The organism is Streptomyces sp. NPDC107528 (assembly GCF_055639295.1).
Genome location: NZ_JBVKAV010000002.1, coordinates 285480 through 308151 on the forward strand (window position 1 = coordinate 285480; position 22672 = coordinate 308151).

Sequence of the window (22672 nt, forward strand, 5' to 3'; positions counted from 1 at the left end):
TACGGCAGGAGGCCGCACCCCCGGAAACCTTGGGGTGCGGCCTCTGTCGTGCCCGCTGCTCAGCTCGCCAGCGCTGCCGAGTGGACCGCCCTCACCAACCGCTGGTTCTCCGGTGCCGCCCCGCCCGGGAAGGCGCAGCGGCGGCGGGTGTAGCCGTAGGTCAGGCCGCTGCGAGGGTCGGCGAAGGCCTGGGAGCCGCCGGCGCCGCTGTGGCCGAAGGTGCCGGCGCCCAGGAACGGGTACCAGGTGTCGGCCGTCGCCTGGAAGCCGAGGGCGTACGACTTGTGGGCCCGGGCCACCAGGTCGTACCCGGTCGAGTGGATCTGGCCGACCTCGGCGATGGTGTCCGGCTTGAGCAGGGGCGGCCGTTCGTCCAACTCGCTGATCGCCGCCGCGTACATGCCGGCGAGCCCGCGCGCGGAAGCGACGCCGCCCGCCGATGCGGGACCCTTGGCGCGCACGGTACGGGAGTTGGGGTAGTCCGCCAGTCCCCCCGGCTCCGGTACATGCGTGTTGAAGGCGATGGACGACAGCGTGTGCGGCCCCTGCGGCACCGAGTCCAGCACCGCCTGCTGCTCCGGCGTCGGGGCCATCGGCTGCACGGAGCGGTAGCGGTGATCCAGGTCCGCGGGCAGCCCGAGGTGGAAGCCCAGGCCGTACGGCGCCCGGACCCGCTCCTCGTACACCTCCTGGAGCGTACGGCCGGTGGCACGGCGTACGACCTCACCGGTGAGCGCGCCGACGACGAGCGCGTGATAGCCGAAGGCCGTGCCCGGGCGCCAGAACGGCCGCTGGTCGGCGAGGCGTTCGGCGATGGCCCGGTCGTCGGCCAGCTCGTCGTCGGTGAACCCGGCGTCGAGCCCGACCAGCCCGGCCCGGTGGGCGAGCAGATCGCGCAGGGTCAGTGAGCCCTTGCCCTCGGCACCGAACTCCGGCCAGTAGTACGTCACCTTGCGGTCCGGTTCGAGCGTGCCCTCCTGGATCAGGAGTGCGACCACGAGGTGAGCGGCGCCCTTGCTGGACGAGAACACGCCGTAGAGGGAGTCGGCCTCGCAGCCGTCACCGGCCCACAGATCGACGACCTTCCGGCCGTGCACGTACGCGCACAACTGGCCCTCGTAGTCCGGGAGTTCACCCGATACGAACGCGGCGAACTCCTCACGTACCCGTTCGAAGCCGTCCACTACGGTGCCGTGGATCACTGGTGTCATCCGCTCTCCTCATGTGGTGCCACTGGCCTGCGCCATGCTGAACAACGCCCTGGCGACCTGGGCGAATTCTCCCTTGGGATGGTCCCGGAAGAGCGGCTCCGTGCCGAACAGCACGGCTCCCGTGCCGCTCACCACCGACGCCTGCCCCGCCGCGTCCGCCGGCCCGCCGGAGCCGTCCGCCGACGCCCGCCAGTGCCCGGAGACGAGCGGGTTCCCGGCCGCGTACGCCTGCTCGACCCGCACGCCCGGACCGAGGTCGGTGAACCACACGGGCGCGTAGACGAAGCCGTGGCCCGGAGCACCGGACATCAGAGTGCTGCCCGAATTCACGACGCGTACTACACCGTTGGCGTCCCCGTTGCCCTCGACCGGCTTGGCCGCCAGCAGTCCCGTCGCCGTGTTGAGCGCGGCGCCGGTGGCACCCCTGCCGACGAGCCCGTGACCGTCGAGGAAAGCGTCGAGGGCCGTACGGGCGGGGGCGGTGAGGTCGTCGTACTCCAAGCCCGCCGACACGAACAGCACGTCCACCGATGACCAGTCGAACCCTGCGTTCAGCACGTCCGTCGAGACCGGCGTGACCTCGAAGTTCATCTCCCGCAGCGCGAACAGCTCGCCCGCGGTGACGGCGGCGGCGACGCGGGTGCGGTGCAGCGGGACGGTGCCGGTGAGCTTCGTCGCGTGGAAGGCGACGTCGTGCGCGCGGGCGGCTGCCACGGCCTGTCGCCGCGCCTTGCCTGGCACGATCGCGCTGCCGTCGGCGGCGCGGCGCACCTCGACACCCTGCCGCAGCAGGGCGTTGAGGGCGGCGACCTCGTTCGGGTCGTCGAGCCTCAGCCGGAGGTCACCGCGCGGGGCGACGTACGCGACGGGGGCCGCCGCACGGACGGGGCGCAGGGCGGCGCCGTAGGGCATGCCCGGCAGGGTCTCGACCGCCGCGCCCCACAGCCGGCCGAGGCTCCAGCCCGAGATGTCGTACATCGCCGAGACCTTGTCGCTGATGTCCCGCCCGTCCGCGAGGAGCACGTTCGCCAGGCCGCGCTTGGGCTGGCGCATGTCGACGACGTACGAGCCCTTGGCGTACGTCCGGCCCCCCAGCCGGAAGGAGCGGTCCGCGCGGGTGACCCGTACGTCGTTGGCGATGAGGTGGTCGACGAGGCGGGCGGCGGCAGGCGCCGAGCGCTGGGCGCCGGTGCCGGCCGGGATGACGTAGGCGCGCTGGAAGGTGGTCGTGTAGACGTCCTCGGGGCCGATGCCGGGGACGCCCGGGACGGTCTCCTCGGACACCGGCACCTGCGCGGCGCCCGCGGCTCCACGCCGGAAGACCTCGATCTGGTCGGCGACGAGTGACGTACGCCGTTCCCGGACGAAGTCGAGGGTGGCGCGCAGGGCCGCCCCGGCGACGTCGACGTTGATCGCGGAGCGGCGCCGCAGCTCGGCCTGCGGCAGCGTGTTGTAGGCGTTGTTGTTCACCTGCATCGGGATCTCCACCGTGTGCGCGGCGACCGTGCCGTGGAAGGCCGCGTACTGCGGGGTGAAGATGGGCGGCCAGTCGTCCCAGCCCTCCTCCTGGTCCCGGAAGGGAATCTGCGCGGGTTCGACCCCGTCCTTCGCCGGCGTGTAGCCGAGGCCGTTGACGGCGGCCTCCATGCGCAGGGCGTTGGCGTAGGTGTTCTTCAGGAACAGGTCGTACTCGTAGTTCTCGCCGTGCGGGGGAGTGGTGGGCTCGATGAGGGTGCCGTTGACGTAGCCGTGCAGGTCGAGCATGACGGCCGGCTGCTTGTCGACCATGATCTGCCGCATCGCCCGGGTCTCGGGCTGCGAGGCGGTGACGAAGTCCCGGTTCATGTCGAAGCCGCCCGCGTTGGCGCGGGTTCCGGCGATACGGCCGTCCGGGTTGGCGGTGATGTTGAAGTACAGGCGGCTGTGGGCGAGCAGGTCGCGCGTCCTGGCGTCCGTGGCGGTGGCGAGCCGCTCGATGAGCTTCAGACTGGCGTCGGTGCCCTCCCACTCGTTGCCGTGGATGTTGTTGTTGAGGAAGACGGGCGCCTTGTAACTCCTCCTGACCTCCGGGGACTTGGCGGCGAGGGCGGGCGCGTTCTCGATGAGCTCGCGCATCCGCGCCTGCGTGCGGGCCTGGCGGCCGGTCTCGGGCGCGGTGACGGTGACGAGGTAGAGCCGGTGCCCGCCCGCCGAGCGGCCCGCGACCTCGACGCTCACGCGGTCGCCGAGGGCCTGGAGGGCGTTCAGCTTCGGCGCGATGGCGTGGTACGGGGTGAGGCCGAGCTTGATGGACTTGTCGGCCGGGTTCTCGGGGTCGGGCGTGAGGACCTGCCGGCGCGGGTAGCCGCGGCTGTCGTCGGCGATCGCCGCTGAGGGCGCTTCGGCGGTGCCGAGGGCCCGCTGGGCGGCGCTCGCGGGCGTCCGCGCGGCTTCCCGGTCGAGCGCGGCCTCGCGGTGGACCGGGGGGCGGCCCGAGGGGTGGCCCGGCGGCTGGGGATCCGCGACGGCGGTGTGCGGGGTGAGGAGCAGGGAGCCCGCCGTGGTGAGGGCGAGGGCGGTGATCAGAACGGATCGGGCGGAAACGGGCCTGGCAGGAACGGGTCTCGCGGGAACGGTTCTCGTCGTGCGCACGCGTACCTCCTCGGAACTTCCTGAGATCGGTACGGCGAGGTGTACCTGTTCGACTCAACCGCAACAAGAGGGAGTTGGTGTCACGGATGCCCCGGATGGCCCATGCGGGGGCGGGTGCCGCGGTGACCGGGCCCCGAAGCGACCGTGACTGCCGTGTGACACGGCCCGACTAGAGTGCGAACCATGCGCGATCTTGGGGCCGGGTTCAGGTATCTCCTCAGGGGCCAGCGGTGGGTGGCCCGGCACGGCAAGCAGTACGGCTTCGGGCTGATCCCGGGCCTGATCACCATGGTGCTCTACGTGGCCGCGCTGGTCGGGCTGGCGCTCTGGGGCGAGGACTTCGTGTCCTGGTCGACGCCGTTCGCGGACGACTGGTCGAGCCCGTGGCAGGGCCTGTTCCGCGGCTTCCTCACGGCCGTCCTGTTCGCGCTGGGCCTGCTCCTGTCCGTCATCACCTTCACGGCGGTCACCCTGCTGATCGGCCAGCCCTTCTACGAGAACCTCTCCGAGAAGGTCGACCGGGACGTCTCTCCCGACGGCACGGCTCCCGAGTCCGGCCTGCCGCTCTGGCGCGAACTGTGGATCTCGGGCCGCGACAGCCTGCGGATCGTCCTGCGCGCCGCCCTCTGGGGCGTCCTGCTCTTCGCCCTCGGCTTCATCCCGGTCGTCGGCCAGACGGCCGTACCGGTCATCGGCGTCTTCGTCACCGGCTTCTTCCTCACCGAGGAACTCACGGCGGTCGCCCTCCAGCGCCGCCGCGTCGAACTCCGCGACCGCCTCACCATGCTCCGCTCCCGCAAGACCCTGATCTGGGGCTTCGGAGCCCCCCTCGCAGCAGCCTTCCTGGTGCCGTTCGTCGCGGTGTTCCTGATGCCGGGCGCGGTGGCGGGGGCGACGCTGATGGCTCGGGAGCTGATGGGGGAGGAGACGGAGGAGGAGAGCGGCGGGGAAGACGCCTCCCCGTTCAAGGGCCGGCCCGCGCCAACCAGCCCGTCCGGCGTTTGAGGACGAGGCCCGTTCAGGGCCGAAGCGGGGGTCTGGGGGCCGCGGGGCCCCCAGGGACGCCCGCCCCGACGCCGGGTGCCTACGAACCCTCCGTAGCCTCCACCGCGGCACTCAAGATCCCCCGCACCTGCGCGATGATGTCCAGTCGGTTCCGCACGAACTCCGGATCAGTCACCGCCCCCGACGCCGGATCCGTGTTGCCCGCCCCGAACTGCAGCACCGGCGTGTGCACATGCCCGCCCGGCAGCGAGTCGTGCAGCCCGAGCCGGTCCCGGAGCAGTGTCGCCCGGTAGGCGATCTCGTTGGAGAGGTAGTCCCCGCCGCCGCCGGCCCGCGCGGTGGAGCCCGGAGTCGGTCCGTCCGGCCGTACGACCGCCGTCGTGCCGCCCGCAGGAATCTCGGTCACGCTCGTGTTGTCGTACACGGGGAACCGCCCCGTGTTCGCGGCGACGATCTCCCGGTACGGCAGCGTCGTCGTGGTCCACTGCGGCTGCGAGGCCGGATCGGCGACGGGGATCGTCTCGGTCCGCCCGATGTTGTCGTTGTCCTGGAAGCCACCCCGCCAGGCCCCGTTGGTCCGCTCGACGTCGAACCGCCCGACGCGCCCCTGGCTCACGGTCGTGAACAGATCGACCTGCTTCAGATACGGCCGCAGCGCCCGCTCCACCGTCCCGTCCGCGAAGTCCTGCCACCGCACCGGGAACATGGCGGTCTCCACCCGGGCCGGCCCGTCCGTGGTCTCGATCACCGCGCCGTCGAGGGCGAGCGCGGTGGCGCCGGACGGGTTGGAGATACGGATGTCCCGGTCGAGCGTGAACGGGTCGAACCCGGTGACGAGGATCCGCTTCATGCCCGCCCCGGCCGCACCGGCCGTATGGCGAATGTCGGTCTGGCCACGCGAGACCCGCTCCAACGCGCCGATGAGAGCACCCCGCTGGACGTCGCTCAGCCCGAACGCCGGCTCCCACGTCCGCACGTCCCGCGTCATCGACAACCGCGCCCAGTACAGCGGCCGATCATCGTCCCGGCTCAGATCGCCGCCCGCCGCCCCGCGCCCCTGCGCCCGGTCCACGGCCCTGCGCCACAGCGCCGACCCCTCGCGTGTGACGACCCGGTGGGCCTGCGCGTAGGAGCGCGCGCCGGCCAGATCGTCGGCGAACTCCGCCGCCGCGGCGTCGAATCCGGAGCGCCGCAGGATCTCCTGGGGTACGGCCTTGTCGAGGCGCTGTTCCTCGAACGTCGGCGCGGGCGCGGACTGGGCGGCGGCAGCTCCTGTCGTGGGAGCCGAGAGTCCGGCCAGCACGGCCACTGAGAGGACGCCGATCCGAACACGTATGGAATTCAAGGGAATTACGGTCCTTCCGTCACGGTGGGGGGTGAGGCAGAGCGCTGCGTCGTGCGGGACGCCGGAAGTATCGCGTGGCGGGAGGGGACTACGCCATGGTGTGGACTAGCCCGTGGCGCGCGCCGGCACCCCCACCGGCGCCGCCGCCTCCCGCAGCGCCCCCACGAACGCCTCCGCAGCCGGCACCGGTGACCGCCCCCGCACCGTCGCCGCGTACACCGCACGCGCCGGCCCGCCCTCGTCCAGCACCGGTACCAGCCGGACGTCCGGGCGCACGGACGCCGCGGCCAGCGCCGGGACCAGCGCCACTCCGAGGCCGGCGGCGACGTACCCCTGCTTGGCGGTCCACTCGCCGACGACGTGCGCCACACGTGGCCGAAAGCCCTGCCGCAGGGCCACGTCGAGGAGGGTGCCCTCGGGGCGGGAGCTGCCGGAGATCCATTCGGCATCGGCGAGCCGGCCGAGCCGGACGGGTTCGCTGCCGGCCAGCGGATGACCGGCGGGGACGGCGACGTACAGGGACTCGTCGAGGAGGTGGTGGAGTTCGTACGCCTCCAGCGGGGCGCGGCCCGTGGTCGAGACGACCGCGAGGTCGAGGTGGCCCGCGGTGAGCCGGTCCAGGAGGGCCGGGGTGAAGCCCTCCTCGCGGGTGACCCGGACGCGAGGGTGCGCGGCGCGGAAGGCGGCCAGTGCCTGCGGCACCAGCCCCGCGTCGGCCGTGGCGAAGGCACCGAACCGCAGCCGTCCGCCCGCCACTTCACGCAGCGCGGCCAGCTCCCGCACGGCCCCGTGCAACGACTCCGCGATCGCCTCGGCGTACGGCACGAGAACCCGCCCGGCCTCGGTGAGCCGTACGCCCCGCGGGAGCCGGTCGAAGAGCGGGGCCCCGCCCAGAGCCCCTTCCAGCGTGGAGATCTGGCGGGACACCGCCGACTGCGTCCACCCGAGGGTCCGGGCGGCGCCGGTGAAGGAACCGAGCCGGGCGACCTCCAGGAACGCCCTCAGCCACACAGTGGAGACCTCGGGGAACTCAAGCTGAGTCTCCTGCTGATACTCATGCTGTTTCGACATGGCAGCCATGCTGGACATTCGCTTGTCGCATCGCAAGCCCGCACCTAGCGTCGACGGCATGCAGATCACCGTCGACAACCCGCCCTCCGCACCCCAGCCCCTGAGCCCTTACTACTCCCAGGTCGCCCGCGTCGAACACGCCGACGGCAGCGCGCTGTTGTTCCTCTCCGGGCAGATCGCCGAGGGCGCCACGGTCGCCGAGCAGACCCGCGGCATCTTCGAGACCATCGCCGCCCTGCTCAAGGCGCATGGCGCCACGCTGGCGGACGTCATCAACATCCGCACCTGTCTCACCGACATCGGCACCCTGGACGAATACGGCACCGTACGGCGGCAGTTCCTCGCCGGCACCCCGCCCACCAGCATGACCTTCGAGGTGCCGAGGCTGTTCAGGCCTCAGGCCCGCGTGGAGGTAGAGGTCGTCGCCGCCCTCAGTCCGCGTCCTCGCCCAGCAGGCTGAGGAAGTCGCGGAACGCGCCCGGCATGTCCACCGACTCCGGGTCCAGGAGCCACTGGTACTGCAATCCGTCCATGACGGCGACCAGCAGGGGCGCCGTACGCTCCGGTGTCAGCCCGTTCGGCAGCCGGTCGCCGTACTCGACGCGCAGGACCTCCGCCATGCTCGCCCGCACGCGCGTGTAGCGCTCGGTGAAGTACTCGCGCGCGGGGTGCCCCTCGGTGACGCTCTCGCCGAGCAGCGCCGAGAAGGTCTGGATGATGCCGGGCCGCATCGCGTTGTACTCGACGAGCGAGGCGAGCAGGTCGACGCGCCACCGGGTGTCGGGTACGGCGTCCCACTGGTCCCGCTCCTGGAGCACCGCGACGAGCAGCGCGTCCTTGGTCGGGAAGTAGTGCAGCAGCCCCTGCTGGGTGAGCCCGACCCGCTCGGCCACCGCGGCGAGGCTCGCCCCCCGGTAACCGCGCTCGGCGATCACCTCAAGGGCCGCCCGGACGATTTCGGCGCGGCGCTCCTCGCTTCTGACCCTGGCGTTCATGGCGTCACCGTACGGCATCGTCGTACCCATAATATAACAGCAAGATAACGAAACCTACCGGTCTACAGGTAGCCGATGCAGGATGGAGGCACAGTCCGGACTCAACGAGGAGGAACCGCGATGGCGGGAACCCGTACTCAGGCCGACGAAGCACGCGAGGCGGCTGTCGAGGCCGCCCTCGCCGCGCTCGACCTCGACGCGAAGGCGCGGCTGCTCTCCGGCCAGGACACCTGGACCCTGCCCGCACTGCCCGAGATCGGCCTGAAGTCCCTCGTCATGTCCGACGGCCCGATCGGTGTGCGGGGCGTGCACTGGACCGCCGACGACCCGTCCGTCGCGCTGCCCTCGCCCACCGCCCTCGCCGCCACCTGGGACCCGGACCTGGCCCGCCGTGCCGGGACCCTCCTCGCCCAGGAGGCCCGCCGCAAGGGCGTCCACGTGCTGCTCGCCCCCACCGTCAACCTCCACCGCTCCCCGCTCGGCGGCCGCCACTTCGAGGCCTACAGCGAGGACCCCTACCTGACGGGGACCATCGGCGCGGGCTATGTGAACGGCGTCCAGTCCGGCGGTGTCGGCACCACCGTGAAGCACTTCGTCGCCAACGACGCCGAGACCGAGCGCTTCACCGTCAACAACCTCGTCTCCGAACGCGCCCTGCGCGAGCTGTATCTGGCGCCCTTCGAGATCATCGTCGAAAACGCCCACCCCTGGGGCATCATGACCGCCTACAACACGGTCAACGGCACGACGATGAGCGAGCACCAGTACCTCGTGAACGAAGTCCTGCGCGGGGAATGGGGCTTCGACGGCTACAACGTCTCCGACTGGATGGCCGCCCGGTCCACCGTCGGCGCCATTGAGGGCGGCCTCGACGTCGCCATGCCCGGCCCGCAGACCGTGTACGGCGAGCCCCTCGCCCAGGCCGTACGGGACGGGAAGGTGACCGAGGCCAAGGTCGACGACGCCGTGCGCAACGTCCTGCGGCTCGCCGCCCGTGTCGGCATCCTCGACGGTGCCGAACCCGTCGTCACCGAGTACCCCGAGAGCGTCGACGGCCCCGAACTCGCCCGCGAGATCGCCCGCCGCTCCTTCGTCCTGGTCCGCAACCAGGCCGGCGCCCTCCCGCTGCGGCCGAACGCCACCGTCGCGCTGATCGGCGCCGCAGCCCGGGACGCCCGGGTCCTGGGCGGCGGCTCCGCCACCGTCTTCCCCGACCGGATCGTCTCCCCGCTCGACGGCCTCACCGCCGCCCTCCCCGAGGGCACGCTCACCTACGCCGTCGGCGCCGACCCGAACACCGAACTCGGCATCGCCGACAAGGGCTTCGAACTGCGGGCCGTGTGCCGGGACGCCGACGGGAACGTCATCGGCACCGGCTCCGCCCCCAACGGCCACATCCAGTGGATGGGCGGCGACCTCCCCGAGGGCGTGACCCACGAGACCCTGCGCACCGTCGAGCTGACCGGCACCTTCACCCCGCGCGACACCGGCCCGCACACCTTCGGCATCAAGGGCATCGGCGCGTTCAGGCTCACGATCGACGGCACGACGTACTACGACGACGTCGAGCGCCCCGCCAAGGAGGACCCCTTCGCCGCCTTCTTCGGCGCTCCCGTCCCCCGCGCCCAGCCCGAACTCACCGCCGGCGCACCGGTCGAGGTCTCCCTCACCCACGTCGTCGAGTTCCCCGAGGGCGCCCCGCTGAGGGTCGTCGGCTTCACCCTCGCGCACCAGGAGCCGCAGCGCGACCCCGACGAGCTGATCGCCGAAGCAGTCGAGGCCGCCCGCACCGCCGACACGGCCGTCGTCGTGGTCGCCACCACCGACCGCGTGGAGTCCGAGGGCTTCGACCGCACGGACCTCACCCTGCCCGGCCACCAGGACGACCTGGTCCGCGCCGTCGCCGCCGCCAACCCCAACACCGTCGTGGTCGTCAACTCCGGCTCCCCGGTGGAGCTGCCGTGGCGCGAGGACGTCGCCGCGGTGCTGCTCGGCTGGTTCCCCGGCCAGGAGGCCGGAGCGGCACTCGCGGACGTCCTCACCGGCGCCCACGAGCCCGGCGGCCGGCTGCCCACCACCTGGGGCTCCCTGACCGACGCCCCGGTCACCCAGGTAGTGCCCTCGGCGGGCGAACTCCCTTACGACGAGGGCGCCTTCATCGGCTACCGCGCCTGGGAGAAGGAGGGCCGGGTCCCGTCGTACCCCTTCGGGCACGGCCTCGGCTACACCGAGTGGACGTACGAGTCCGTCAAGGTCGAGGGGACCACGGTCACGGTCCGCCTCCGCAACTCCGGCGAGCGTGCGGGGCGCGAGGTCGTGCAGGTCTACCTGGCGCCGGCCGAGCCCGGCACCGACCGCCCGGCGCGCGGGCTGGCCGGATTCGCGGGCGTGGCGGCGGGGTCCGGCGAGACGGCCGAGGCCGTCATCGAACTTCCGCGCCGCGCTTTCGAGATGTGGGACGAGCAGACCAATTCGTGGACGTTTGTGAAGGGTTCGTACGAGATTCAGGTGGGCCGCTCGATCGCCGACCGTCGGGTGACGGCGACGATTAACGTCTGACGCGGGAGAAGTGCCCCAGGAACAGCCCCGGTCCGGTCCTGACGCCCGGGCCGGGGCTCGTCCCCGGGCAGGCCGCGGATTGGGCTCCCGCTAGCGGACGGAGAAGCCGTACACCGTCTCCGACCGGAACACCTCGCCCGGCCGCAGCACCGTGCTCGGGAACTCCGGCCGGTTCGGGGAGTCGGGGAAGTGCTGGGTCTCCAGCGCGATGCCGTCGCCCGGGGCGAAGGGCTCGGTCAGATGCTCGGCGGTGTACAGCTGGAGACCGGGCTCGGTGGTCGCCACCGTCAGCGCCCGCCCGGTCGACGGGTCGTGCAGCTCGGCGACCTCCTCCGCAGTTCCCGTCACCCCCTTGTCCAGCACGAAGTTGTGGTCGTACCCGGCGCCGACCTTCCTGGTCCGGCGGAAGTCGAAGCGGGTGTCCGCGACCTCGTCCAGGTCGCCGGTCGGGATCAGGTCCGCGTCGACCGGGGTGTACCGGGAGGCGGCCAGCCGCAGTTCATGGCCGCTCGCGCTGCCCGAACCCGCTCCGGCGAGGTTGAAGTAGCTGTGGTTGGTCAGGTTCACCACGGTCGGCGCGTCCGTCACCGCCTCGTACGCGATACGCAGCGCTCCGTCGGACGACAGCGTGTAGGTCGCCGAGACCTCCAGCTGCCCCGGGAAGCCCTCCTCGCCATGCCGGCTGACCCGGCTCAGGCGCACACCGTGCTCGACCGGCGTCATCTCCCACACCCGCTTGTCGAAGCCGCGTGCGCCGCCGTGCAGGGAGTTGGGCGGGTCGTTGGGGTCGAGCGCGTACGTCAGGCCGTCCAGCGGGAAGCGGCCGTGCGCGATCCGGTTCGCGTACCGCCCGATCAGGGCGCCGAGATAGGGCCCCGGGTGCGACACATAGCCCTCCAGGTCGGCGAACCCCAGCACCACGCTCGCGGCGTGCCCCTCCCGGTCGGGCACCTCCAGCGACTGCACGATCCCGCCGTACGACAGCACCCGTACCCGCAGGCCCGCGCGCTCCAGCGTCCAGCGATGGACCGGGGTGCCGTCGGAAAGTGTGCCGAAGTGTTCGCTCATGAGCGAAACACTAGTTCGTGACGGTCCGGTAGGCGATCTCGGCAAGCCGTGCCTGGCCGTTGACACTCGGATGGAACCAGTCCCACTGGCTCAGCTGCTTGCCGCCGAAGCGGAACTCGTACACGGCGCCGTCGTCGAACCGGCACCGGCGGTCCTTCGCACAGACCTGCTCCAGCACGTCGTTGTACGCCTCGACCCGCTCCTGCACCGTCTCGCGCCGCTGGTTCGCCGCCGCGGTCAGGGAGTCGGCGTCGCCCAGCATCGACGGGCAGATGCCGAGCTTCCAGACCTGCTTACCCATCGGGCTCGTACGGCCCTGCTCCCACAGCCGCATCAGATTCGGCACGCTCGCGACGTAGACCTGAGTCTTCGGCAGCGCTTCGCGCAGCGTGCCCATCGCGTCCTCGAACTGCGTCCGGAAGTCGGCCACCGAGGTCATCGCGGCGGTCGTGTCCCGGCAGGCGTCGTTCGCCCCCGCCATCACCGCCACCAACTCCGGCCTGCGTGTCACCGCCTGCGCCATCTGCCCGGGCACGTCGGCCATCCGCGCCCCGGTCACCGCGTAGTTCCAGCTCCGCTCCGCCGCCTTCGCCCTGCCCAGCAGCCTGACGGCGAGACTGTCGACGCGGGGACTGCTGCCGGTCGCCCAGGAGACCTCGGGGCAGTCCGACAGGACCGAACAGGCGTCGAAACCGGTCGTGATGGAGTCGCCCACGGCCGCCACCGAGGCAGGGCTGCGGTCCCAGGTCGGAGTCGGCTTCGGCCGCGCACTCGGCGCGTCGCTGCCGGACGGCTCCGGGGAGTTGCCGCCGACGGCGTCACAACCGGCCACGCCCAGCACTGCCGTGGTCACGGCGGCGAGGACAGCGCGTGAGAGATGCCGCCGCTTCCGCATACCCGGTCCATCCCCTCACTCGGCCCTGTCATGGTGCACAACCAATAACAACGCACGAGGGTTCCCGGCCGTCTCATGCAACGGCTCACACCCGTACAAGCGTCCTGCCGGGTGAATGACGGGCGTTTCCCGGCACCTGGACCGACGGTACGTCACACTCCTTGCGCCGCCGCACGGTAGCCTCGCCATCAACGTGGCTGCCCGGCCACTATCGTCCGCCAGTTCGCAAGATGTCCGCTCTGCCCGGAGGTCCCGGTGACGACACGTGGAGTTCTGTACGTGCACTCCGCGCCGCGCGCGCTGTGCCCGCATGTCGAGTGGGCCGTCGCCGGGGTGCTCGGCACGCGCGTCAACCTCGACTGGATCCGGCAGCCGGCCGCGCCCGGCACCTGGCGCTCGGAGTTCTCCTGGCAGGCCGAGGCGGGCACCGCCTCCAAGCTGGCCTCCGCCCTGCGCGGCTGGCACCTCCTGCGCTTCGAGGTCACGGCCGAGCCCTGCCCCACCGCCGAGGGCGAGCGCTACAGCTGCACCCCCGACCTGGGCATCTTCCACGCCGTCACCGGCATCCACGGCGACATCCTCATCCCGGAGGACCGCCTGCGCGCCGCCCTGACCCGCTCCCAGCACGGCGAGACGGACCTGGAGGCAGAGATCGCCAAGCTGCTCGGGAAGCCGTGGGACGACGAACTGGAGCCCTTCAGATACGCGGGCGAGGGCGCCCCGGTCCGCTGGCTCCACCAGGTGGTCTAGAGAGGCAGGGCGGCGACGCCGGGCGTTTCAGGGGCGCGGGGAACTGCGCGAGAAGCCCCCCACCGGCCCGCACCCGGCCCACAGCAGATGACGAAACGGCGAGTGGCCCGCCCCCAACCCGGGGTGCGGGCCACTCGCCGTTCACGGCAGGAAAGTCAGACCGTCCTGAACGCCAGCACCACGTTGTGGCCGCCGAAGCCGAACGAGTCGTTCAGCGCGGCGATCCGGCCCTCGACGGGCAGCTTGCGCGCCTCACCGCGGACGACGTCGGCGTTCGCCTCGGCCTCCGGGTCGAGGTTCTCGACGTTGATGGTCGGCGGAGCGACCCGGTGGTACAGCGCGAGCACCGTCGCCACCGTCTCGACGCCACCGGCGCCACCGAGCAGATGCCCGGTCATCGACTTCGTCGCGGACACCGCCATGTGGTCGGCGTCGTCGCCGAACACCTTCCGCAGCGCCTTGAGCTCGGCGATGTCACCGGCCGGCGTCGACGTCGCGTGCGCGTTGACGTGCACGATCTCCGCCGGGTTCAGGTCGTTGCGGTCCAGCAGGTTCTGCAGCGCGTGCGAGATGCCGCGGCCCTCGGGCTCCGGCTGCACGATGTCGTGCGCGTCGGCCGAGATGCCCTGCCCGACCGCCTCTGCGTACACGCGGGCACCGCGCTTGGCCGCGTGCTCGGCGGACTCCAGGACGATCACGCCGGCGCCCTCACCGAGGACGAAGCCGTCGCGGGCGATGTCGTAGGGACGCGACGCACCCTGCGGGTTCTCGTTGTTCTTGGACATCGCCATCATGTTGCCGAACGCGGCGATCGGCAGCGGGTGGATCGCCGCCTCCGTGCCACCCGCGACGACGACGTCGGCGCGGCCGGAGCGGATCATCTCGATGGCGTAGCCGATGGCCTCGGCGCCCGACGCACAGGCGGAGACCGGCGTGTGCACACCCGCGCGGGCGCCCACCAGCAGACCCACATTCGCGGACGGGCTGTTCGGCATCAGCATGGGGACGGTGTGCGGGGAGACGCGGCGGACGCCCTTCTCCTTGAGCACGTCGTACTGGTCGAGCAGGGTCGTCACGCCGCCGATGCCGGAGGCGATGACAGCACCGAGGCGGTCCGGGTCGACAGTGGCGTCCTCCCCGGCCTTCGCCTCGAAGCCGGCGTCCTTCCAGGCCTCCTGCGCGGCGATCAGCGCGAACTGCGCCGAGCGGTCCAGTCGGCGGGCCTGCGGCCGCGGGATGACTTCGGTCGGCTCCACCGCGACCGGCGCGGCGATACGGACCGCCTGGTCGGCGGCCCAGTCCTGCTCCAGGGGCTTGACACCGGAACGTCCGGCGATCAGGCCCTCCCAGGTAGAGGCTGCGTCGCCACCCAGCGGTGTGGTTGCGCCGATACCGGTGACGACCACGGTGCGATTGGTCGAGCTCACGGGAATTCTTTCTCCAACGGATACGAGGATTCAGCGGCGCCACCGCCGGGTGGCGGGGCAGTCAGCCCTGGGGCCTGATCAGGGGATCAGCCCTGGTGCTTGAGGATGTAGTCGGTCGCGTCGCCCACGGTCTTGAGGTTCTTGACGTCCTCGTCCGGGATCTTCACGTCGAAGCGCTCTTCGGCGGCGACGACGACCTCGACCATGGACAGCGAGTCGACGTCCAGGTCGTCGGTGAAGGACTTGTCCAGCTGGACGTCCTCAACCGGGATGCCGGCGATCTCGTTCACGATGTCGGCGAGACCGGCGACGATCTCTTCCTGAGTGGCGGCCATCTTGGCGCTCCTTCGTTGTTGTTCAGGTTCTTCAGAGGGTTTGGCGCGCCCGCCGCAGCAGCGGCAGGTGGTGCGTTTTCCCGTGCCGGCTCGCATGATCCGGCACGGAGTGCCTAGGGGAGAGTAACGACCGTGGCGGCGTAAACGAGACCCGCCCCGAATCCGATGACTAGTGCGGTGTCGCCGCTCTTCGCCTCACCGGTCGCCAGGAGCCGCTCCATCGCGAGCGGAATCGAGGCGGCCGAGGTGTTGCCGGTGGTGCGTACGTCGCGGGCGACCGTGACGTGCTCCGGCAGCTTCAGTGTCTTCACCATCGAGTCGATGATCCGCTCGTTGGCCTGGTGCGGAATGAAGACGTCCAGGTCGTCCGAGGTGATTCCGGCCGCGTCCAGCGCCTGCTGGGCCACCTTCGCCATCTCGAACACGGCCCAGCGGAACACCGCCTGGCCCTCCTGCGTGATCGCGGGGAACTTGACGTTGCCCTCGCTGTCCAGCGGAAGCTTGGAGACATCGCCGATCCGGAACTGGTCCCACGGCACCGTCTGCTTGATCGTCTCGGACTTGTCGCCCTCCGAGCCCCACACCGTCGGACCGATGTGCGGCTCCTGGGCGGGACCGACCACGACCGCCCCGGCGCCGTCGCCGAACAGGAAGGCCGTCGCACGGTCCTCCAGGTCGGTGAGGTCGGACAGGCGCTCCACGCCGATGACGAGGACGTACTCGGCGGAACCCTCGACGATCATGCCCTTGGCGAGGGTCAGGCCGTAGCCGAAGCCCGCGCAGCCGGCCGAGATGTCGAAGGCGGCTGCCTTGTTCGTGCCGAGCTTGTCGGCGATCTCGGTGGCGACGGCCGGGGTCTGCCGGAAGTTCGACACGGTCGAGACGATGACGCCGCCGATCTGCTCGGCGGCGATCCCCGCGTCGGCGATCGCCTTGCCGGACGCCTCGATCGACATCGCGGCGACGGTCTCCTCGTCGTTCGCCCAGTGCCGCGTCTCGATGCCGGAGCGCGAACGGATCCACTCGTCGGACGAGTCGATCTTCTCCAGGATCACCTCGTTGGGCACGACCCGGGTCGGACGGTACCCGCCGACGCCGAGGATGCGCGCGTACGGGGCGCCCTTGCTGGGCTTCAGCTTCGCCATGCTCAGGGCTCCTTGTCAGGCGTGCTCTGCGATGAGCTCGCGAGCAGCGTCCAGGTCGTCGGGGGTCTTGAGGGCCAGGGTCTTCACACCCGGCAGCGCGCGCTTGGCCAGACCGGTCAGCGTGCCGCCCGGGCACACCTCGATCAGGGCCGTGACGCCGAGCTCCTTGAAGGTCTCCATGCACAGGTCCCAGCGGACCGGGTTGGCGACCTGCCCGACGAGCCGCTCCAGCACCTCGGTGCCGGTGGCGACCGCCTTGCCGTCCTTGTTGGAGACGTAGGTGAGCCGCGGGTCGCCGGGGACGAGCTCCTTGGCGGCCTCGGCGAGCTTCTCGACGGCGGGGCCCATGTGGTGCGTGTGGAAGGCACCGGCCACCTTCAGCGGCACGACCTTGCGCACGCCCTCGGGCTTGTCCTCGTTCAGCGCGGCGAGCTGCTCCATGGTGCCGGCGGCCACGATCTGCCCGGCGCCGTTGATGTTCGCCGGGGTCAGGCCCAGCTTCTCCAGGTGCGCGACGCTGACCTCGGGGTCGCCGCCGAGCAGCGCCGACATGCCGGTCTCGGTGATCGCGGCGGCCTCGGCCATGGCCAGGCCACGAGCGCGGACGAGCCGGACGGTCTCCTCGTCGGGGAGCACTCCGGCGAGGGCGGCGGCGGTCAGCTCGCCGACGCTGTGCCCGGCGATCGCGCCGACCTTCCGGGGCAGCTCGGCGGGGTCGTCGAAGAGCATGTACGCGGAGGCCAGCCCGGCAGCCACCAGCAGCGGCTGGGCGACCGAGGTGTCGCGGATCTCCTCCGCGTCGCCCTCGGTGCCGTAGCGGACGAGGTCGAGCTGCACGGCGTCGGACCATGCCTCGAGGGCACCGCGGACACCGGGGAGTTCGAGCCAGGGGGTCAGGAAGCCGGGCGTCTGGGCGCCCTGGCCGGGAGCGACGAGTACGAGCACTCTCACACTCTCTCTTGGGGACGGGCACGGCCGCCCGTGAGGACAAGGACGAAGAACACGGGGGCGTTTTGTGGGCCCCCGACAAAAGCCTAGAGCTGGAGATCGCCGTCGACCAGACGCCCCAGGATCAGCGCGATCCGCAAAGTGAACGCGGAGCGTACATCGGACGGCGACCAGCCGGTGACGTCAGTCACACGTCGAAGCCGGTAGCGCACGGTGTTGGGATGCACGAACAGCATCCGCGCGGCGCCCTCCAGACTGCTCGCCTGTTCGAGATAGACGGAAAGCGTCTCCAGAAGCGCCGACCCGGCCTCCTCCAGCGGTCTGTAGATCTCCTCCACCAACTGCTCGCGCGCACTGGGATCGCCCGCCATGGCACGCTCCGGAAGCAGATCGTCCGCCAGGACCGGCCGCGGGGCGTCCTGCCAGGCGGTACACGCCTTCAGCCCGGCCGCCGCGGCCTGTGCGGACCGCGTGGCGGCCAGCAGATCAGGTACGACGGGCCCGGCGACGACGGGACCCGCGGCATACGGCCCGATCAGCGACTTGGCGACCGCGAGCGGGCTGTCGCTGCCGCCCGCGATGACGACCAGCCGGTCCCCGAGCACCCCGGTCAGCACCTGGAGCTTCGCGTGCCGGGCGGCCCGCCGGATGGCCTCGACCGTCAGCTCGCTGTCCCCGTCGGGCGCCGTCCCGAGCACCACGCACACATGCTCGGGCGAGTTCCACCCGAGTGCGGCGGCCCGTGACACGGCTCCCTCGTCGGCCTCGCCGCTGAGCACGGCGTTCACGACGAGCGACTCCAGGCGCGCGTCCCAGGCACCGCGCGCCTCGGCGGCCTGGGCGTAGACCTGGGCGGTGGCGAAGGCGATCTCCCGGGCGTAGACGAGCAGGGCCTCCCGCAGCACGCTCTCGTCGCCGGGAGCGGCGACCTCGTCGATGGCCGACTCCATGACCTCGATGGTCGTGCGCACCATCTCGACGGTCTGGCGCAGGGTGATCGCGCGGGTCAGCTCGCGCGGGGCGGTCCCGAAGACGTCGGTGGAGATCGCCTGGGGCGCGTCGGGATGCCGGAACCACTCGGTGAAGGCGGCGATACCGGCCTGGGCCACGAGGCCGATCCAGGAACGGTTCTCCGGGGGCATGGCCCGGTACCACGGCAGCGTCTCGTCCATCCGCGTGATGGCCTGCGCGGCGAGCGATCCGGAGGACTTCTCGAGCCGCTTCAGGGTCGCTGCGTGCTGGTGGACGTCGCGCGCGGCGGGTTCGGACTTTCGGGATACGGGTTCGGGCACGGGGACAAGACTGCCTTATCCGGACGCGAGTGCGTGCCAGAGGGGGGTTGTGCTTGATGGCTCGGTCGCCTCCGGGGCGCCTCAGCCGGTGTCGGGACGGCGATCGTGCTCGACCCATCGGGCCTCCGCGTCGGCACAGTGAGCCTTGGTGGGCACTTAGCCGTGCCCGGCCGCCCGGCAGGGCTACCGTGGTGCCCGTGATGGACGTACGGCGCGCCGCGGAGCGCTATCCCGGAGGGGATCCGGCAGCGGGCATCGAGTCACGCCACGCCTTTTCCTTCGGCCCGCACTACGACCCCGACAACCTCCGCTTCGGCGCGCTGATCGCCTGCAACGAGGAGCGGCTCGCCCCCGGCGCCGGCTTCGACGAGCACCCCCACAGCCACACCGAGATCGTGACCTGGGTCGTCGAGGGCGAACTGACCCACCGCGACTCCACGGGCCACGAGACCCGGGTCGGCCCCGGGGACGTCCAGCGGCTGAGCTCGGCGGGCGGCGTACGGCACGTCGAACGCAACGACGCGGGCACGCCCCTCACCTTCATCCAGACCTGGCTGGCCCCGCTGACGCCGGGCGGCGACCCGGCGTACGAGATCGTCCATGGCATCGCGGACTCGACGCCGTACGCCGTCCCGGAGGCGGGCGCGATGCTCCATGTGCGGCGGCTGGGGGCGGGGGAGCGGACGGCGGTGCCGGACGGGGCGTTCCTGTACGTGCATGTCGTGCGCGGCGACGTGCGCCTGGACGGCGAGGAGCTGGGCGCCGGCGACGCGGGGCGCATCACGGACGCCAAGGACGTGGAGGCCGTCGCGGTGACCGCGGCGGAACTGCTGGTGTGGGAGATGGCCCCAATGGCCCAGTAGGTGCGGGGCTCGGGATGCCGGAGTGATCCCAGGGACTTCAAATGAAGGGGTCCGACACTCGCTCGGCAGAGAAGAGCCGGGGGCCATGGCAAAAGGCAGAGCAGCAGGGGGACAGGACCGGACCCGGGCCGGGGGACTGCGACGGCTCGGTGAGTGGTGCGCCCACCACTTCGTGATCGTGATCGTCGCCTGGGTCGTGGCGCTCGGCGTGCTCCAGGCTCTCAACCACATCCACGGCGGGGAGTACGAGAACAACTTCGCCTTGTCCGACGTGCAGTCCGAGGAGGGCCTGGACGTCCTCAAGGAGCATGATCCGCAGGCCGGCGGCTACAGCAGCCAGATCGTCATGCACGACGCGGACAAGTCCCTGACCTCGGTCAGCTCGCAGATGTCGACCGCCGTCGCCGACCTGGAGAAGCTGCCGAAGGTGCTGTCGGTGCAGAACCCGCTTGAGGCCACCTCCTCGAAGGTCGGGCCGCTGTCCTCGGACGGGCAGACCGGCTACATCACCATCCGCTTCAACGAACAGCCCTCCCTTCTCGGCGAGAGCTACCTGAACGGCGTCGACAGCGCTGTGGAGCCGCTCAGACAGGCCGGCGTCGACGTCGAGTACGGCGGATCGCTCGGCGAGCTGGCCCGTCCCGCCGGCAACGACCGGATCAGCGAGCTGATCGGCTTCGCGGTGGCCATCGTCGTCCTGCTGATCGGCTTCGGCAGTGTGCTCGCCGCCGGACTTCCCCTGGTCACCGCACTGATCGCGGTGGTCGGCGGCCTGGCCTGCCTCGGACTGCTTGCCCTCGCGTTCACCTTCGCCACGGTCTCGCCCACCCTGGCCACGATGATCGGCCTGGGTGTCGGCATCGACTACGCCCTCTTCCTGCTCACCCGGCACCGGCAGAACCTCATGGACGGCGCCGACCCTGTGCACGCCGCCGGCCACGCCGCCGCCACCTCCGGACGCGCGGTCCTGGTCTCCGGCACCACGGTGATCGTCGCCCTCATGGGCCTGTGGGTGTCCGGCGTGAGCTTCATCGGCCTGCTCGGCGTCGCCGCGGCCGTCACGGTCGTCTCCGCCGTCCTGGGCGCGCTGACCCTGGTCCCGGCCCTGCTGGGGCTGATCGGCCGCAACATCGACCGCTGGCATGTGCGCAAGCCCATCGCCGAGACCGAGGCCGGCAGCGACACGTCCGAGGGGACCTGGCACCGCTACGCCAAGCGCGTCGAGCACCATCCGTGGCGGTACCTGTCCGCCGGCGTCGTCACCGTCGCGGTGCTGGCCATCCCCGTCTTCTCGATCCAACTCGGCCACATCGGCGACGGCGCCGACCCCAAGTCCTTCACCGACCGGCGGGCCTTCGATCTGATGACCGACGCGTTCGGCGCCGGCTCCAACGGGCCGCTCACCGTCGTCGTCGACCAGACCTCCGTACCGGACTCGCAGCGCTCGGACCTGGCCTCGAAGATCCAGCAGGCCCTGAACGACGAGCCCGGGACGTCCTTCGTCAGCCCGCTGATGCCGACGCAGGACGGCGACGTCCTGGTCGGCACGGTCTACTCGTCGGTGTCCCCGCAGAACAAGGACACCACCAACCTCACGAACCGGCTCTACGACCACACCCTCCCCGACGCCGCCTCCGGCACCGATGCCAAGGGCTACGTCACCGGGACGACGGCCGTCCAGGTCGACTTCCGCGACATCATCGCCCAGCGGCTGCCGGTGATCATCGCCGTCGTGGTCGGCCTCGCCTTCCTGATCGTCCTCGCGGTCTTCCGCGGCCTGCTCGTCGCCGTGAAGGCGGCCGTCCTCAACGTCCTGTCGATCGCGGCCTCGTACGGCGTCGTCGTCGCCGTGTTCCAGTGGGGCTGGGGCGGGCCCGCACTGGGCGTCCACGGGAAGGTGCCCATCGAGAGCTATGTGCCGATGATGATGTTCGCCATCATCTTCGGGCTCAGCATGGACTACGAGATCTTCCTGCTGTCCCGCGTGCACGAGGCCTGGCTGCGCACCGGGAACGCGAAGGACTCGGTCGCCCACGCGCTGGAGATCACCGCACGCGTCATCACCTGCGCCGCGCTGATCATGGTGAGCGTCTTCGCGGCGTTCATCATCAGCGACAACATCGTGGTCAAGATGCTGGGGCTGGGCCTCGCCGTCAGTGTGCTCATCGACGCCACGGTGGTCCGGCTGCTCATGGTGCCCGCCGTGATGACGCTGCTGGGCCCGCACGCCTGGTGGACGCCCCACTGGCTGGACCGGCTGCTGCCGCACATCGACACCGAAGGGGAGGGCGAGGCCCTCGCGGCGGACGGGACTACAGCTCGGCGAGAACCGAGTCCGTGAAGCCGGGCCAGACCTCGGCCGCCCACGGCCCGAACGCCCGGTCCGCCAGCGCGACGCAGGCCGCCCCGGCGTCCGGGTCGATCCACAGGAACGTGCCCGACTGACCGAAGTGCCCGAAGGTGCGCGGCGAGGACGCCGAACCCGTCCAGTGCGGCGACTTGCCGTCCCGGATCTCGAAGCCGAGCCCCCAGTCGTTCGGGTTCTGGTGCCCGTACCCCGGCAGCACACCCTTCGTCCCCGGGTACTGCACGGTCATCGCCGCCGCCACCGTCCGCGGGTCCAGCAGCCGCGGCGCCTGCACCTCCGCCGCGAACCGCAGCAGATCCTCGACCGTCGACACCCCGTCCTTCGCCGGGGAGCCCTCCAGCGACGTGGCCGTCATGCCCAGCGGCTCCAGCACCGCCTGCCGCAGATACTCCCCGAACGGGATGTCCGTCGCCTTGGCCACATGGTCTCCGAGCTGCTCGAACCCGGCATTCGAGTACAGCCGCCGCTCCCCGGGCGGGGCCGTCACCCGGTGCTCGTCGAAGGCCAGCCCCGAGGTGTGCGCGAGCAGATGCCGCACCGTCGAGCCCTGCGGCCCGGCCGGTTCGTCGAGCTCGACGGCCCCTTCCTCGTACGCGACGAGGACCGCGTAGGCGGCCAGCGGCTTGGTGACCGAGGCCAGCGGGAAGCGGTGCGCGACCGGGCCGTGCGTACCCAGGACCGTGCCGTCCGCCCGTACGACACCCGCCGCGGCGGAGGGAACCGGCCAGTTATCGATCAGTGCGAGGCTGCTCAGCGACATGCCT

Annotated in this window: 19 protein-coding genes and 1 pseudogene; 7 read left to right on the forward strand and 13 right to left on the reverse strand. The window is 71.3% G+C overall.

All coding sequences use genetic code 11. The features are described 5' to 3' along the window. Positions 1-59: 59 nt before the first annotated feature. Positions 60-1211 carry a serine hydrolase domain-containing protein gene (locus tag ACZ7L5_RS06355; RefSeq protein ID WP_328881932.1) on the reverse strand — a complete coding sequence of 384 codons (1152 nt, stop codon included), beginning with the start codon at positions 1209-1211 and terminating at the stop codon, positions 60-62. 9 nt (positions 1212-1220) lie between these two features. Beyond that, positions 1221-3842 (reverse strand): M14 family zinc carboxypeptidase, encoded by a 2622-nt coding sequence (locus ACZ7L5_RS06360; protein WP_471514894.1) that lies wholly within the window; start codon positions 3840-3842, stop codon positions 1221-1223. A 183-nt stretch (positions 3843-4025) separates the two neighbouring features. Between ACZ7L5_RS06360 and ACZ7L5_RS06365 the strand changes: the two genes are divergently transcribed. Next, positions 4026-4847 carry an EI24 domain-containing protein gene (locus ACZ7L5_RS06365; protein WP_471514896.1) on the forward strand — a complete coding sequence of 274 codons (822 nt, stop codon included), beginning with the start codon at positions 4026-4028 and terminating at the stop codon, positions 4845-4847. Between the two features lie 79 nt (positions 4848-4926). Here ACZ7L5_RS06365 and ACZ7L5_RS06370 read toward each other — a convergent pair whose 3' ends face one another. Next, positions 4927-6192 carry a pyroglutamyl-peptidase I gene (locus ACZ7L5_RS06370; RefSeq protein WP_471514898.1) on the reverse strand — a complete coding sequence of 422 codons (1266 nt, stop codon included), beginning with the start codon at positions 6190-6192 and terminating at the stop codon, positions 4927-4929. 105 nt (positions 6193-6297) lie between these two features. Further along, the gene (locus tag ACZ7L5_RS06375) at positions 6298-7263 is read right to left on the reverse strand and encodes a LysR family transcriptional regulator (RefSeq protein ID WP_471514900.1); all 966 of its coding nucleotides are present in this window, start codon (positions 7261-7263) and stop codon (positions 6298-6300) included. Between the two features lie 58 nt (positions 7264-7321). Between ACZ7L5_RS06375 and ACZ7L5_RS06380 the strand changes: the two genes are divergently transcribed. Beyond that, positions 7322-7723 carry a RidA family protein gene (locus ACZ7L5_RS06380; RefSeq protein WP_471514903.1) on the forward strand — a complete coding sequence of 134 codons (402 nt, stop codon included), beginning with the start codon at positions 7322-7324 and terminating at the stop codon, positions 7721-7723. On the opposite strand, the gene ACZ7L5_RS06385 is transcribed toward ACZ7L5_RS06380, so the two are convergent. Next, the gene (locus tag ACZ7L5_RS06385; RefSeq protein WP_365060537.1) at positions 7695-8276 is read right to left on the reverse strand and encodes a TetR/AcrR family transcriptional regulator; all 582 of its coding nucleotides are present in this window, start codon (positions 8274-8276) and stop codon (positions 7695-7697) included. The two genes, ACZ7L5_RS06380 and ACZ7L5_RS06385, sit on opposite strands and share 29 nt — an antisense overlap. Positions 8277-8378: 102 nt before the next feature. Here ACZ7L5_RS06385 and ACZ7L5_RS06390 point away from each other — a divergent pair, with 102 nt between their 5' ends. Then, positions 8379-10817: a beta-glucosidase gene (locus tag ACZ7L5_RS06390; protein ID WP_471514905.1), complete on the forward strand. Its 2439-nt coding sequence runs from the start codon at positions 8379-8381 to the stop codon at positions 10815-10817. A gap of 90 nt (positions 10818-10907) precedes the next feature. On the opposite strand, the gene ACZ7L5_RS06395 is transcribed toward ACZ7L5_RS06390, so the two are convergent. Beyond that, entirely contained in the window at positions 10908-11885 is a 978-nt protein-coding gene (locus tag ACZ7L5_RS06395; RefSeq protein ID WP_471514907.1) for an aldose epimerase family protein, read from the reverse strand. 10 nt (positions 11886-11895) lie between these two features. Further along, entirely contained in the window at positions 11896-12780 is an 885-nt protein-coding gene (locus ACZ7L5_RS06400) for an SGNH/GDSL hydrolase family protein (protein WP_363035823.1), read from the reverse strand. Positions 12781-13035: 255 nt separating this feature from the next. Here ACZ7L5_RS06400 and ACZ7L5_RS06405 point away from each other — a divergent pair, with 255 nt between their 5' ends. Continuing rightward, on the forward strand, positions 13036-13530 hold the full coding sequence (locus ACZ7L5_RS06405; protein WP_328881941.1) for a DUF3145 domain-containing protein: 495 nt from the start codon (positions 13036-13038) through the stop codon (positions 13528-13530). 155 nt (positions 13531-13685) lie between these two features. On the opposite strand, the gene fabF is transcribed toward ACZ7L5_RS06405, so the two are convergent. The 5 genes from fabF to ACZ7L5_RS06430 all read right to left on the reverse strand — a co-directional run bounded on the left by fabF (position 13686) and on the right by ACZ7L5_RS06430 (position 18677). Then, entirely contained in the window at positions 13686-14957 is a 1272-nt protein-coding gene (fabF, locus tag ACZ7L5_RS06410) for a beta-ketoacyl-ACP synthase II (RefSeq protein WP_471514909.1), read from the reverse strand. An 86-nt stretch (positions 14958-15043) separates the two neighbouring features. Then, positions 15044-15292: an acyl carrier protein gene (locus tag ACZ7L5_RS06415; RefSeq protein WP_004001566.1), complete on the reverse strand. Its 249-nt coding sequence runs from the start codon at positions 15290-15292 to the stop codon at positions 15044-15046. 113 nt (positions 15293-15405) lie between these two features. Further along, the gene (locus ACZ7L5_RS06420; RefSeq protein WP_362377806.1) at positions 15406-16437 is read right to left on the reverse strand and encodes a ketoacyl-ACP synthase III; all 1032 of its coding nucleotides are present in this window, start codon (positions 16435-16437) and stop codon (positions 15406-15408) included. A 15-nt stretch (positions 16438-16452) separates the two neighbouring features. Next, positions 16453-17382, reverse strand: a complete 930-nt coding sequence (locus tag ACZ7L5_RS06425) for an ACP S-malonyltransferase (protein ID WP_328881944.1) — start codon at positions 17380-17382, stop codon at positions 16453-16455. An 89-nt stretch (positions 17383-17471) separates the two neighbouring features. Further along, positions 17472-18677, reverse strand: a complete 1206-nt coding sequence (locus tag ACZ7L5_RS06430) for a PucR family transcriptional regulator (RefSeq protein ID WP_328881945.1) — start codon at positions 18675-18677, stop codon at positions 17472-17474. Between the two features lie 200 nt (positions 18678-18877). Between ACZ7L5_RS06430 and ACZ7L5_RS06435 the strand changes: the two genes are divergently transcribed. The 3 genes and pseudogenes from ACZ7L5_RS06435 to ACZ7L5_RS06445 all read left to right on the forward strand — a co-directional run bounded on the left by ACZ7L5_RS06435 (position 18878) and on the right by ACZ7L5_RS06445 (position 21881). Further along, entirely contained in the window at positions 18878-19540 is a 663-nt protein-coding gene (locus ACZ7L5_RS06435; protein WP_471515827.1) for a pirin family protein, read from the forward strand. Between the two features lie 85 nt (positions 19541-19625). Further along, positions 19626-20762 (forward strand): annotated as a pseudogene (locus tag ACZ7L5_RS06440) (MMPL family transporter); the annotation flags it as partial. 141 nt (positions 20763-20903) lie between these two features. Beyond that, the gene (locus ACZ7L5_RS06445; RefSeq protein WP_471515828.1) at positions 20904-21881 is read left to right on the forward strand and encodes an MMPL family transporter; all 978 of its coding nucleotides are present in this window, start codon (positions 20904-20906) and stop codon (positions 21879-21881) included. On the opposite strand, the gene ACZ7L5_RS06450 is transcribed toward ACZ7L5_RS06445, so the two are convergent. Beyond that, positions 21853-22668, reverse strand: coding sequence for a serine hydrolase domain-containing protein (locus ACZ7L5_RS06450; protein WP_328881947.1), 816 nt, complete (start codon positions 22666-22668; stop codon positions 21853-21855). The genes ACZ7L5_RS06445 and ACZ7L5_RS06450 overlap by 29 nt on opposite strands. Positions 22669-22672 lie beyond the last annotated feature (4 nt).